12 protein-coding genes are annotated in these 13,303 nt (G+C 70.3%); 8 read left to right on the plus strand and 4 right to left on the minus strand.

Annotated features, from left to right (window positions below; translation table 11 throughout):
• Positions 1–480 (minus strand): RICIN domain-containing protein (locus Mco01_RS28650; protein WP_239103978.1); only part of this gene is annotated, 480 nt, incomplete at its 3' end.
• A 605-nt stretch (positions 481–1,085) separates the two neighbouring features.
• Positions 1,086–2,168, minus strand: a complete 1,083-nt coding sequence (locus Mco01_RS28655; protein ID WP_204059979.1) for an aldo/keto reductase — start codon at positions 2,166–2,168, stop codon at positions 1,086–1,088.
• A gap of 178 nt (positions 2,169–2,346) precedes the next feature.
• On the opposite strand from Mco01_RS28655, the gene Mco01_RS28660 reads away from it, so the two are divergent.
• The 7 genes from Mco01_RS28660 to Mco01_RS28690 all read left to right on the plus strand — a co-directional run bounded on the left by Mco01_RS28660 (position 2,347) and on the right by Mco01_RS28690 (position 8,992).
• Positions 2,347–3,237, plus strand: a complete 891-nt coding sequence (locus Mco01_RS28660; protein WP_204059980.1) for an AraC family transcriptional regulator — start codon at positions 2,347–2,349, stop codon at positions 3,235–3,237.
• Positions 3,238–3,581: 344 nt separating this feature from the next.
• Positions 3,582–4,799 (plus strand): extracellular solute-binding protein, encoded by a 1,218-nt coding sequence (locus tag Mco01_RS28665; protein WP_204059981.1) that lies wholly within the window; start codon positions 3,582–3,584, stop codon positions 4,797–4,799.
• A 103-nt stretch (positions 4,800–4,902) separates the two neighbouring features.
• Positions 4,903–5,760 (plus strand): carbohydrate ABC transporter permease, encoded by an 858-nt coding sequence (locus Mco01_RS28670; protein WP_204059982.1) that lies wholly within the window; start codon positions 4,903–4,905, stop codon positions 5,758–5,760.
• Positions 5,757–6,599, plus strand: coding sequence for a carbohydrate ABC transporter permease (locus Mco01_RS28675; RefSeq protein ID WP_204059983.1), 843 nt, complete (start codon positions 5,757–5,759; stop codon positions 6,597–6,599). Before Mco01_RS28670 ends, Mco01_RS28675 begins: the two co-directional genes overlap by 4 nt.
• Positions 6,599–7,330, plus strand: coding sequence for a GntR family transcriptional regulator (locus tag Mco01_RS28680; protein WP_204059984.1), 732 nt, complete (start codon positions 6,599–6,601; stop codon positions 7,328–7,330). Before Mco01_RS28675 ends, Mco01_RS28680 begins: the two co-directional genes overlap by 1 nt.
• Complete coding sequence (locus Mco01_RS28685) at positions 7,327–8,280, plus strand: ROK family protein (RefSeq protein ID WP_204059985.1); 954 nt, start codon at positions 7,327–7,329, stop codon at positions 8,278–8,280. Before Mco01_RS28680 ends, Mco01_RS28685 begins: the two co-directional genes overlap by 4 nt.
• Positions 8,273–8,992, plus strand: a complete 720-nt coding sequence (locus tag Mco01_RS28690; protein WP_204059986.1) for an N-acetylmannosamine-6-phosphate 2-epimerase — start codon at positions 8,273–8,275, stop codon at positions 8,990–8,992. The genes Mco01_RS28685 and Mco01_RS28690 overlap by 8 nt, the downstream gene beginning before the upstream one ends.
• Positions 8,993–9,063: 71 nt before the next feature.
• On the opposite strand, the gene Mco01_RS28695 is transcribed toward Mco01_RS28690, so the two are convergent.
• Positions 9,064–9,531 carry a MarR family winged helix-turn-helix transcriptional regulator gene (locus Mco01_RS28695; RefSeq protein WP_204059987.1) on the minus strand — a complete coding sequence of 156 codons (468 nt, stop codon included), beginning with the start codon at positions 9,529–9,531 and terminating at the stop codon, positions 9,064–9,066.
• Positions 9,532–9,637: 106 nt separating this feature from the next.
• Here Mco01_RS28695 and Mco01_RS28700 point away from each other — a divergent pair, with 106 nt between their 5' ends.
• Positions 9,638–9,814 (plus strand): hypothetical protein, encoded by a 177-nt coding sequence (locus Mco01_RS28700; protein WP_198167604.1) that lies wholly within the window; start codon positions 9,638–9,640, stop codon positions 9,812–9,814.
• Between the two features lie 7 nt (positions 9,815–9,821).
• Here Mco01_RS28700 and Mco01_RS28705 read toward each other — a convergent pair whose 3' ends face one another.
• Positions 9,822–12,680 (minus strand): helix-turn-helix transcriptional regulator, encoded by a 2,859-nt coding sequence (locus tag Mco01_RS28705; RefSeq protein WP_275410597.1) that lies wholly within the window; start codon positions 12,678–12,680, stop codon positions 9,822–9,824.
• Between the last annotated feature and the right edge of the window lie 623 nt (positions 12,681–13,303).

The raw sequence follows: 13,303 nt of genomic DNA on the forward strand, positions 1-13,303 counted from the left end.
AGTCGGCGTCGGTGAGGGCGTCGGCGAGGGGCTCGTCGGGGTTCCGGTGGTCCAGCGCTGGTTGGTGCCGGTGTGGCAGGTGTAGATCTGCACCTTGGTGCCGTTGGCGGTGCCGGCGCCGACGACGTCCAGGCACTTGTTCGCGCCGATGGCGGTGATGGTGCCGTCGGAGTTGAGGCGCCACTTCTGGTTGTTCTGCCCGTTGCAGTCCCAGATGATCACCGAGGTGCCGTCCGCGGTGCCGCCGCCGTTCACGTCGAGGCACTTGCTGCCGTAGACGCGCAGCTCACTGGCGCTGGTGGTGGTCCACTGCTGGTTGTTCTGACCGTTGCAGTCCCAGATCTGCACCTGCGTGCCGTTCGTCTGGGAGACGCCGGTGACGTCCAGACACCGCCCCGACCCCACCCCGATCAGCGGCGTGGTCGCCGCCGAGGCCGGTGCCGACAATGTCAGGGCGGCGGCGAGGAGGGTCGCCAGCACGGCGGTCAGACGAACCGCCAGCCCAACAGGCGAACGCCATCGGCCGACGGCCGAACGGATGGGGGGTGACTCCATGGTCTACTCCTGGGGGGATACGAGGCAGAGTGATCCTGTGTCATACGGCAGGAAGCGACAGGAGCCGGTACGTCCGGCTGAACCGCTCGCCGCCCCTGGGTGGTCGAGGCAGCGGGCGAACCCTCGTCGCCTGGAGATCCTCGGTCTGGGTGACCGATGACACGCGTTCCACCACCGGCACCAGGCCCGGGGCGTTCAGGGCGCCCCTCCCGGTGCCGGCCACGCCCGGGACGCCGCTGAGAAGGCGCGTGGCTGCGGACCGCCTCCGATCATGGAGACCTCCTTCCCAGGGCAGGGCGTGTTAACGCTAACATCTGTCCGCGGCGCGGAAGGTCGCGTCCACAGTGCTCGATGCCAGCGGTAATGGCGGAGCAAATCAGGGGTCGCCGGGGTGCGTCAAGAAGGCGATCGAGAGCTCCGATGGCGCTTCGGACCTTCTGGAACGCGCCCATCTGGTCTTTCCGGCCCCGCCCGCACCGTGAGCGAGAACGGCTGGTGATGAAAGTTTCAACCGACGGCCCGAGGGGGTGTCAGTAGCGGGCGCTGGAGGCGAGCAGCAACGGGGACGCGACCGAGGTACGGCCGTCCACCGTCGCCCCCGCGAACTGGAGGTGCGGCGCCAGAAGCCGGTTGTTCTCGGCGGGGAAGTTCAGCTTGGGCGCCGAGACCTCGTCGAGCGCGGCGCGGTGGACCTCGCTGAGCGTCACGTCCAGGGCGCCGACATTGGTCTCGAACTGGTCGATGCTGCGTGCGCCGATCAGGGTGGAGACGACTCCGGGCCGCCCCTGCACCCAGGCCAGGGCGACCTGGGCGGACGTCGCGCCGGTCTCCTCGGCGACGGCGTTCACGGCGTCGATCACGGTCAGTTCGGCCGGGCCCGGCTCGCCGGGAATCCGCGAGCGGCTCGCATCGGGGACGGTGCTGTCGGCGCTGGAGTACTTGCCCGACAGCATCCCTCCGTGCAGCGGCGACCACGGCATCACGCCCATGCCCAGCGCCTGGGACATCGGGACCAGCTCACCCTCCGAGGTCCGCTCGAGGAGCGAGTACTGCACCTGCACCGCGATGATCGGAGCCCACCCGCGCAACCGCGCGAGCGTGGCCGCTTCGGCGGTCGCCCACGCCGGCACGTCGGAGAAGCCCACGTAGCGGATCTTGCCGGCGCCGACGAGGTCGTCCAGCGTGCGAAGGGTCTCCTCCACGGGGGTGACCGGGTCGAAGTTGTGCAGCCAGTAGATGTCGACGTAGTCGGTCTGGAGGCGGCGCAGCGAGTTCTCCAGCTGTTGCACGATCGCCTTACGGCTGGGTCCGCCGCCGTTCGGGTCGGTGGAGTACAGATTGCCGAAGAACTTCGTGCCGAGCACGAGCCGGTCCCGCAGCGACGGCCGGCCGGCGAGGTAGTCGCCGATGATCTTCTCGGAGTGGCCGTTGGTGTAGATGTTGGCGGTGTCGATCGAATTGCCGCCGCGGTCGACATAGGTCGCGAGGATCTTCGTCGACTCCTCTACGCTGCTGCCCCAGCCCCAGTCCGGGCCGAAGGTCATCGTTCCCAGCGTGAACGGGCTGACCCGCAGGCCCGAGCGGCCGAGGGTGACATAGGAATCGAGCGACATTCGTGGACCTCCACGTTCAGGGGATATGAGAGCCGGCGAAGCGGTCTCCGGATGCGTCCCATTGAAGTGGGGGAACGGCGTGACCACCTAGGTCATTGCGCTCGGACCATTGCACGATCCGCTCAAGTTTGCCCGGATCATGATGCGCGTCCGCCCAGAACCGTGGTTCACTCGAGTCGTGAGCCACCTGGACGAACTCGGCCGCCGGATCGTGCGACTCGCCGGAGACAGCCGCCGCCCCCTGTGGGTCGAGGACGCCATGGTGTTCGCCGCCGACCACGTGACCGAGACGATGGCCACGGTCACCGAGCCGATGCTGGCCCTGGTCGTGCAGGGAGTGAAGCGCTCGGCCCTCGGCGGTCATGTCTTCGAGCACCACCCCGGCCAGGCCGCCGTGGTGACCGTCGCCCTCCCCCTGACCTCGCAGATCACCCGGGCCAGCCGGCGCGAGCCGTTCCTCGCGCTCGGGCTGCGGCTCCAGCCCGCGCTGATCGCCCAGCTGCTGGTGGACGGGGGGCCCACCGCCATCCGGCCCCACGACGGGCCGGGCCTGGCGATCAGCGACGCGGACGACAAGCTGCTCGACGCCCTCGTCCGGCTGATGCGCCTGCTGGAGGAGCCGCGTGACCTCCGGGTGCTCGGGGACGGGGTGCGGCGGGAGATCCACTGGCGGCTGCTGAACGGACCCCAGGGCGCCCTGATCAGACAGGCCGGCGCGGCGGACAGCCGCCTCGCCCTCGTCGCCCGCGCCATAGCCTGGATCAGGTCCCGGTACGACCAGGTGATCCGCATCGACGACCTCGCCTCGGACATCGGCACGAGCGTCTCGTCCCTCAACCGGCACTTCCGCGCGGTGACCGCGATGAGCCCGCTGCAGTACCAGAAGCAGATCCGGCTGCAGAAGGCCCGCATCGAGCTCATCTCCGCGCCGAACGACGTGGCCGCGATCGGCCACGCCGTCGGCTACGACAACCCCTCGCAGTTCAGCCGGGAGTACCGGCGCATGTTCGGGATGCCGCCGGGGCGGGACGCGGTACGTCTGCAGACGATGGCCGTCGTCGAGGAGTAGCCCGTACGCCCGCCCGTCTGGTGCGGCTCCCTCTGACGGTCGCGGCGCCCGTCCGCCGGGCCGAAGATCCCGACCTTGGCTCACGCGTCATGGCCAGGCACGGGCTGTCGGTGCACAAGTCGTCCGTACCACTTCCGAGCGGCCTTTCGCTCGCGCTCTTGACGTGAGGTGGGCCATAGAGGATTATTCCGTGCCACCTGCCATATTGGTACGGACCACTTGGAGAGGCGATGCGGGTACGAAGATTCACCGCGGCAGCGATCGCGCTGGTGGCTATGGGCGGAGCGGCAGGGTGTGCCGGCGCCGCGGGAGGTGGGTCCGGCGCCGGTGGCGGCACCGTCCAGATGGTTCTCTGGCCCGGTCCCGAGGGCGACGCGATGCAGAAGGTGGTCGACGCCTACAACGCCGGCCAGGGGAAGAAGGACGGGGTCACGGTCAAGATGACCCTTCTGAGCCGTACGGACACCTTCGCCAAGGAGGCGACGGAGATGGCGGCCAAGTCGAGCTCGGTGGACGTCTACTTCACCGCCAGCTACATCGTCGGGCAGCACGCGCCCAGCCTCGACCCCATCGCGGGGGTCGACTCGTCGGCCTACTTCCCGGTGGCCGTGGACGGGCTGACGTACGAGGGCAAGCTCTACGGGCTGCCGCTCGACGTGAGCAACCACTTCCTGCTCTACCGGAAGGACCTCATCGACCAGCTGATGTCCGACGCCGCGTGGAAGGCCGAGTACGGCAAGGTCAGCCAGGAGGTCGTCGGCAAGAGCCTGACGCCGAAGCCTCCGGCGGACTGGAACTGGGACGACTTCGTCGCCGCGGCCGCGTTCTTCACCAAGAAGTACAACTCCGGCTCACCCACGACGTACGGCACGGCGTTGCAGGCGAAGAACCTGCTGTACAACGTCATGATCTGGGACGACGTCCTGTGGAGTCAGGGCGGGAGCTGGCTGGACTCCTCCGGCAAGCCGACGCTGAACAGCGCCGCGGGAAAGGCCGCGATGTCGGTCTACTCCACCATCTACACCAAGGGGCTGACCTCCCCCGACTCCGCGCAGGCGGAGTTCCCGGAGACCCAGGCGGCGATGCAGTCCGGCAACGCGGCGTTCGCGCTGCAGTGGTCGGCGGGCTACGCCGACCTCAACAGCGCCGAGAAGTCACCGAAGACGGCAGGCAAGATCGGCATCGCGCCGGTGCCGGGTGAGCAGCACAAGACCCACGTGCACGCGCTGGCGGTCGGGCTGAACAAGTACTCGAAGAACAAGGCCAACGCCATGAAGTGGCTCACGTACCTGGCCACGCCGGCGGCCATGACCACGTACGCGCAGGCGGGAGGCATCCCGGCCATGCCGTCGGTGCTCCAGGCACAGCAGGGGACCAACCCGGTCTTCTCCTCCATCACCGACAGCATCGGCACGTACGGGTTCGCCGAGCCCACGCTGAAGAACAGCTTCCAGGCGTACAGCGATCTCGCCGACGCACTCAGCGGCGCCTGGGTGGGACGCGAGCCCGCGGACGCCGCGTTGGCCAAAGCCGACGACGCCCTGAACCGGCTGAGTGGATGATCAACGCGTGAGTACGCACACGTGGCTTCGGTCTGGGCGCCCGTCCCTGGGCGCCCAGACCCGCCATCCCCAGAGCAACCCCCATGAGGTCAGGGCCCGGTCGGTGCGAACCCGCTGGATCCTCGGCGCCCCGCTGCTGGCGTTCCTGGTGCTGCTCGTGGCGGCTCCGATCACCTACGGCGTGTGGACGAGCCTCACACGGCGGACGCTGAGTGGAACCGACGCCCCCTTCGCCGGCCTGGCCAACTACGGCGCGGTCCTCGGCGACAGCACCTTCTGGCACTCCCTGGGGTTCACCGCGGCGTTCACCGCGGCCGTCGTCGTTCTCGAGGTCCCGTTGGGCTTCGGTCTCGCGCTCCTGGTCAACCAGCGGCTCCCTGGGCATCGGGTGCTGTTCACCGCGCTCCTGCTGCCGATCATGGTGGCCCCGTCGTTGCTGGGAGTGATGTTCCGCCTGCTGCTCAACGGCGACATCGGGGCCCTGCCCGCCCTGCTCGCCAAGTTCGGCGTGAGCGTGTCGCTGTTCGACCCGTCCAGCGTCGTCCCGCTTCTGGTCGTGCTCGACGTGCTGCAGTGGACACCGTTCACCTTCCTCATCCTCTACGCGGGCCTGCAAGGGGTGCCGGCGGACCTGTACGAGGCCGCCGCCGTCGACGGGGCCTCCTACGTGCGCACGCTGCGATCGGTCGTGGCCCCCGTCATGGGACCGGTCCTCGCCTCGGCGGCGTTCCTGCGCGCCATCGACGCCTTCCGCACCTTCGACGTCGTCTACGTCCTGACGGGCGGCGGTCCGGGCACCTCGACGACGACCGCGAGCATCTACATCTACAAGACGGCGTTCACCGACGGTGACTTCGGTATCGCGTCCGCGGCCTCGGTGGTGCTGTTGCTGCTGCTCATCGGGCTTGTGCCCGTCGTGGTCCGGCGCATTGTGGGAAAGCCAGGGGAGGGACGCCGGTGAGCACGTCATTCACTTCGGGCCGGCGGCTGCGGCGGCTCGTGATGACCGCGGTGGTCGCCCTGATCGCGGTTGTGATCAACCTGCCGCTGCTGAACGCCCTCAACGTCAGCTTCAAGACCGACGGGGAGATAGCGACCAGTCCGCTCGCGCCGGCCGGGCATCCCACGCTTGAGCACTTCGCCAACGCTCTGGGGGCCGCCGGGTACGACTTCCCGGCCTTCTTCGCGAACAGCACGATGATCGCCTGCGGCACCGTCGTCCTCGTGCTGCTCGTCGCGGTGCCGTCCAGCTACGCCGTGGTGCGCCTCGGGTGGGGCGGACGCTGGGTGCTCAGCGGGGTCGCCGCGCTGCGGCTGTTGCCGGCCATCTTCTTCGCCGTCCCCTTCTATCTCCTGTTCTCCTTCGTGGGACTGCTGGACACGGTGGCCGGTCTGATGCTGGTCAACACGTTCCTCAACCTGCCGCTGGCCATGGTGCTGCTGGCCGCCGGCCTGCGCGATCTCCCGGTCCAGGTCGAGGAGGCAGCGGCCGTCGACGGGGCGAGCGACTACCGGATCCTGACCTCGATCGTCACTCCGATGCTGGCGCCCAGCCTGGTCGCGGTGTCGGTTCTGACGTTCCTGTTCACCTGGGCCGACTACCTGTTCGCGGTGGTCGTCTCCACGACCAGGGCCACCCCCGTCACCGTCGGGGCGGCCAACTTCGTGACCAGCTACGGCATCCGATGGGGAGACGTGTCCGCGGCGACGCTGCTGTCGGCGCTCGTGCCGATCGTGTTCGCCGTCGCCGCCCAGCGGTATCTGGTGAGCGGTCTGTCCATGGGGGCGGTGAAGGGCTGATGGCTTCCACGACCAACGCGGGACCCAAATACGATCAGGTCCGCGCTCAGCTCGCCGAGCGGATCCGGACCGACCTGCGCCCGGGGGACGCGCTGCCCAGCGAGCGAGAGCTCATGGAGATGTTCGGCATCAGCCGGATGACCGTGCGGAAGGCACTGGCCGGGCTGGAGGCCGAGGGGCTCGTCTACCGGATCCACGGCAGCGGCACCTACGTCAGCGAGACGGCCCTCGTGAGCAAGACGCTGCGGCTCACCTCGTTCAGCGAGGACATGCGCGAACGCGGCCTCCGCCCGGGCACGCGGTTGCTCGAAGCCGAGCTGGTGCCCGCGACGGCGGACGTCGCGCAGCGCCTCCGGCTTTCGCCGGGGACACAGGTCGCGCATCTGCGCCGGCTCCGCCTGGCCAACCAGACCCCGATGGCCTTGGAGGAGGTGTACCTCCCCGCGGAGCTCGTCCCCGGCCTGCTCGATCACGATCTAAGCGGCAGCCTGTACGACGTGCTGGACGCGGCCTACGGCGTGAGGGCCGTACGAGCCCGGCAGGTGGTGCAGTCCACCGTCGTCGACGACGCCCAGGCGGAGCTGCTCGAGGTACCTCCGCGGTCGCCCGCCCTGATCGTCGGCCGCGTCGCCGTGGACGCGCGCGGACGTGCCGTCGAGCTCGGGACCACGCTCTATCGAGGCGACCGGTACGCCTTCGACGTGACCATCACCCGGGAGGCACGCTCGTGAGCTGGGCGGGCATCGACATCGGCGGCACGAAGACCCACGTCGTCATCTGTGACGACGAGCTCCACATCCTCGCCGCCACCCGCGCGCCGACCCCGGTCGAGGCCGGCGCCCGCGTGATCCTGGCGGAGGCCGCGCGGCTGACACATGAGCTGGTCACCACGCTGGGTCTCCCCGTCGCCGCCGCGGGTGTGGGCGCCGCCGGCGTCGTCGATCCCGAGACGGGCGCGGTGGCCTCGTCGACCTCCACGTTCAGCGGCTGGTCCGGCAAGCCGCTGAGGGCGATCACGGAGGAGCTGCTGGGCGTGCCGGCCATCGTCGACAACGACGGCAACGCCGCTCTGTACGCCGAAGCGAAGATCGGAGCCGCGGCCGGCGCCTCACACGCACTGGCCGTGGTGGTCGGCACCGGGGTCGGCGGCGCGGTGCTCAGCGACGGCCGGCTGATCCACGGCCGTCACGGTGCCGCCGGGGAGTTCGGGCATCTACCGGTCGGCGGCGACGCGGCCTGCCCCTGCGGAGGACGAGGGCATCTGGAGTCGGTGGCGGCGGGCCCGGCTCTCGCCCGCGCCTATACGGGGCTCACCGGGGTGAGCGTGACCGGCTCGGAGGTGGCGTCGCTGGCCCGCGCCGGCGACCGGGCCGCGGCTGCGGTGCTCGACCACGCCGCCGCGGTTCTCGGCCGCGCGGTGGCCGGGCTGGCCAACGCGCTCGACCCCGACGTGGTGGTGCTCGGCGGAGGCGTCCTCGACGCGGCCGATCTGCTGCTCGCCCCACTGCGCGCGGCGGCCGCAGAACACCTGCTGCCACCGCTACGTGACCTGCCGATCGTGCGGGCCCGGCTCGGCTCCGACGCCGTCGCGGTCGGCGCGGCGGCACTCGCCCGCGACCACCGGATGCAACGGGCGGCACCTGAGGCCCCCTCACACCTTGGAGAGGAAACCCATGCCTGACACGACAGTCCTGGAGCAGCTGCGAGGACAGCTCGTGGTCAGCTGCCAGGCCCCACCCGGAGACCCGCTGCGCAGCCCGGATCACATCGCCGCCATCGCCGCGGCGGCCGTCGCCGGGGGTGCCGCCGCGGTGCGGATCAACTCCCCGGAGGACGTCCGCGCCGTGCGTTCCCGCGTCGACGTACCGATCATCGGGCTGTGGAAGGACGGTACGGAGGGCGTCTACATCACCCCCACCCCGCGTCATGTCACCGCCGTGGTCGACGCGGGTGCCGACATCGTCGCCCTGGACGCGACCGGACGCCCGCGGCCGGGCGGCGCCACCCTGGAGGAGTGCGTGGAGGCCGCACACGCCGCCGGCGCGCTCGTCATGGCGGACGTGTCCGTCCTGGAGGAGGGGCTGGCGGCGGAGAAGATCGGCTGCGACCTGGTCGGCACCACGTTGTCCGGCTACACGCCCTATTCCCGGCAGGACCATGGCCCGGACCTGGACCTCGTGGCCGACCTGGCGGCTCGGCTCACCCTCCCGGTGGTCGCCGAGGGCCGCATCTGGACACCCGAGGAGGCCGTCGCCGCGCTCCGCAACGGCGCCTGGTGCGTCGTGGTCGGCACCGCCATCACCCGCCCCGGCGTCATCACCGCCCGGTTCGCCGACGCCGTGACAGCAGCCGCCGCATCCGTCTCGCCCCTGCGTGACGAGCCGGCCAGCTGATGATCCGGTAGGCGATCCCGGTCACCGAGTGCCCGCCCGTCCTCTCAGAAAGGTATGGGCGGGTGCTCCGGTCAGCGCGGGACGGCCAGGTGAGCGTCGCCGGCGGCGGCGATCACTCGGGTGAGCGCATGGTGGAGGGTCTGCAGCTCGGCCAGGTCCATCCCCAGGCGCTCGACGATCGTCGCGGGCACCTTCTCGGCCTGCTTGCGCAGGTCGCGTCCCTTCGGGGTCAGCATCACCGCGAGGGAGCGCTCGTCGTCGCTGGAACGGCGGCGCTCGATGAGACCCGCGGCTTCCAGGCGCTTGAGCAATGGCGACAGCGTGGCCGGCTCCAGCTGCAGCAGCCTGCTGAGGTCCTTGACCGACAGCGGAGCGTGCTGCCACAGCGCCAGCATCACCAGGTACTGCGGGTGGGTCAGTCCCATCGGCTCCAGCACCGGCCGGTAGAGGCCGATCACCGAGCGCGAGGCCACCGCGAGGGCGAAGCAGACCTGGTTCTCCAGGGCCAGCGGGTCGACGATGTCGCCAATGTCACTCATGCACCCCTCCGTTGCCGCTACTCCTCACCCTACCGCCTTAGTACACTAACAGTTAGTGCACTAACCATTAGGGCCCTCCGCTCCGCCGTCCCAGTGAGGAACGCTCATGGCACGTAAGAGTCTCGAAGAGCGCATCGCCGACCGCGTCGCCAAGCGGCCGCCGCTGAAGGAGGGCAAGAACTTCGAGCACAAACCGGCGGCATGGCTGTTCGCCGCCGTCCTGGTGTTCACCGTGCTGATCCATCTCGTCATCGTGGGCATCGTCATGCTGGTGGGGAGCTGACAGCAGGCTACGAGTCCCGGTCCGGGCGCTCTTCGGCGAAGATGCGGGCGAGTTCGGCCCGGGACGCGATGTCGAGCTTGGCGAAGATCCGGCGAAGATGCGCCGAGACCGTGTGCGGAGACAGGAACATCTGCGCGGCGGCCTGACGATTGGTCAGTCCTTGGGCGATCAGCTCCGCCACCGCCCGTTCCGTGTCGGTGAGGCTGTCCCAGCCGAATTCCCGCTGGTGTGACTGGGCCCAGTGACGGCGCCGGACGCCCAGTGCGCGCAGGCGCGCCCGCGCGCGGGCCGCGTCCCGGAGGGCGCCGATCTGCTGGTAGCCGTCGTGCGCCTGGTCGAGGCTGCTGATCGCCCGCTCACGGTCGCCGGAGGCGCCGGACGTGGTGAGCAGGACCCCGAGGTCCTCGGCGGCCGAGGCGCGCTCCCACAGTTGCGGGTGGTTGGCGGCGGCGAAGGCGAGGTCGGCGGGGTCGGCGTGGAGAAGGCCGCGAGCGTGTGCGGCCGCCGCGGCGAAGATCGGGTAGTCGGGGTTCCTCCGTTCGAGGTCGTCGGCCGTCTCGACGACGGTCTGCGCGTACGCCCGGTTTCCCGAGGCCAGCGCCAGCCGGGTCATCCAGGCGGCCGCGAGGGGCGCCGTGATGAGCGTCCATTGTCGTTTCTCCGCGTCGGTGTAGAAGGGGCCGAGGATGCCCATCGCCCGTTCGCGATCCCCCTGGGCCTCGGCGACCACGGCCTCCACCCACCTCTCCCACGCCGATCCGAAGAGCATTCCGGCGGCGCCGGGCTCGCATGCGTACCTCTTGATGTGCCGCGCCGCGGCGTCCATGTCGCCGCGCCGCACGGCGATGTACGCGAGTATCGACAGCCCCACGCGGATGAACCCGCGCGTGCCCATGTCGTCCGCGATCGTCATTCCGGCCTGAGCCTCGGCGATGGCGTCGTCGAGCCGGGCGGCGGCCAGCTTCACGCGCGCGCGGAAGAGCGCGGGCTGCGCGGCCAGCACGGTGACGCCGAGGGCCTCGATGTCCTCCTCGGCCGCCCGGATGGCCAGGTCGGCCGCGTCGAACTGACACAGGCACCGGTGGAGATGGCCCAGCAGCAGTCGTGTGTACGGCCGCTGGACGGCCTCCACGGCGCCGCTGTTCCCGATCCGCAGGGCCTCGTTCAGGTGCGCGAACGAGTCGTCGACCCGTCCGTCGACCATGGCGCACCGGGAGAGCATCAGCAGAGCCCCCACCACGGCCGTGTCGGAACGCCCGTCGCGATCGGCGAGGACGGCCTCCGCTCGCCGTTGTCCCTCCCTCAGGTCGTTCGAGGAGATGAGCCCCCAGAACACCGTCCACTCGGCGACGCCGCGGAGGTCATGGGAGATGTCCTCCCGGCTGAGCAGGCTTTCGGCCTCGGACACCGCGTCGGCCGGCCGGCCGCTCAGAAGCAGGATGTACGCCAGCGCGCAGCGCAGGCGATGCGCCAGCACGGGGGGAGCCCTGCTGAGCGCGGGACGAGCGAGATCGGCGGCCTCGCACAGCCGCCCGACGGCCGTCAGGGCGTCGACCGCGATGGCGGCGCGGCCCACCCAGTCGGGGTCGGCGGCGTCGGTCAGCTCCAGCGCCCGCGTGGCGAGATCGGCGGCGGTCTGCGGGGAGGACCGCAGCACCTCCCGCGCCGCCCGGTCCAGCGCGAGCAGGGCGCACACGTCACCGTGGCCGGCGCTGTGGATGAGGTGCGTGGCGGCGGGAACGGCCGACCCGCCGCGTTTGAGCAGCATCTCCCCTGCTTCGCGGTGCAGGGCCCGCCGGACGGCGGTGGACAGGGTCTCCGTCACCGCCTCCCACAAGAGGTCGTGCCGGAAGGCCAGCTCGTGCCCGGCTGATTCGACGATGCCCGCCGACATCGCCTCCTCCAGCATGGGCAGCAGATCGCCCGTCGATTCGCCGAGCATCTCGGCCAGGTCCTTCACCGAGAACGAGCGGCCCAGGACCCCGGCGACCTGGAGCATGTGCCTGGTCGGTCCGGACAGCTCCTCCAGGCGCTCCCGGGTGACCGCCTGAGCCGGTGGCAGCCGCGTCGACACCAACCACGCGCGGCCGTCGGCGATCCGGAACCCGCCCTCGCGCTTGAGCTTCTCCATGAGGTCGACGAGCAGGAAGGGGTTGGCATCCGCTATGGCGGCCAGGGCCAGCACGTCCGGCTCGGGCACCGCCCCGAGGACGTCGGTGACCACCTCGGCCACCGCCGCGCCGTCCAGAGCCTTCAGCCGGATCCGCGTCGCGTCCGCTCGTTCCAGCGCGTTGAACACGCGGTCGAGGCGGAGGGCGTCGTTGCCGCCGGTCGTGCGGGCCAGCATCCAGATGAGCGGGGAGGAGGCGAAGTCGACGCTCAGCGACCGCAGCGCCAGCAGAGTTATGGGGTCGGCCCATTGCAGGTCGTCCAAGGTGAGCAGCACAGGCCCGTGCGCCACCAGCGTCTCCAGCGGTCCGTGCAGCTGCTCGAGCAACAGGAGCCGCCGGTCGACCGGGCCGGGCACACCGCCGTCGTCGCCGGCGCTCAGAGCGCAGCCCGACTCCTCCAGCGCCGAGATCAGCGGGGCCAGCGGCATCAGCTGGGTCAGCTCGTCCGCGACGCCGCGGACCACCCGGAACCCCCACCTGGCCGCGGTGGCGGCGGCCACGTCGAGCATGTGGCTCTTGCCGACGCCCGGCTGGCCCTCGACCAGCAGGACCCCGCCCCTGCCCACGCGCGCCGCCCGGAGCATGCCGGCGACGAGCTCCCACTCCCGGGCACGGCCGCGCCAACCAGGCCAGGATGTCTCCCGAGAATCGGGCCCCTCCGCCGTATCCAGGACATTCCGGGACACGTCCCCCATGAATCCATGAGACACCCGGCGCACACGGCCCCGCAACAGGCCCGCCCGGTGCGCCCGTCCATCGCCTCGTGCGACGACGAGGCCAGAACGTTGATCACAGGGCCGCGCGGAGGAGCGCAACCCTACACATATGTGCGATACGACACACTTCTGCGCCGTTCAGGATCGTATTCGTCAACTCAATTCCTGCTTATGAGCTGATGCGAAAGGACCCCCACGACTGAGCGGTACCGAGAAACGGGTGCAGCCGACGACGCGCCACGCCTCCCCGGCCCTCTCAGGAGCCTGGCATCCCTCGAATTCCTATTTCGAAAGGATGGCGATGGTGGATCTGACCGATAAATTGCTGATACTCATGTGGCCCCTGGTAACGCTGCTCACGTGGATAGCCGCCGCCAAGGGCCTCGTACACGTGCTGACGGGCAGGTCGTCGACGGTCACCTGGAACGCGCTTCAGACGAGCGACAGGACGGACCGCGCGAAGGCGCCTCGCGCGGAGGGCGGCGAACACGGATCCCGGCAGCGGGCCCCCCGCTGCCCCCCGAAAGCCGACCGGCCGCAGCACCGGCCCACCGCGAGCGGCTCCGCCGGCCACGCCTTCTCCGAGCACGCGCACGAGACCT

Origin of the sequence: Microbispora corallina (genome assembly GCF_016863035.1) — a bacterium.
Classification (GTDB): Bacteria; Actinomycetota; Actinomycetes; order Streptosporangiales; family Streptosporangiaceae; genus Microbispora; species Microbispora corallina.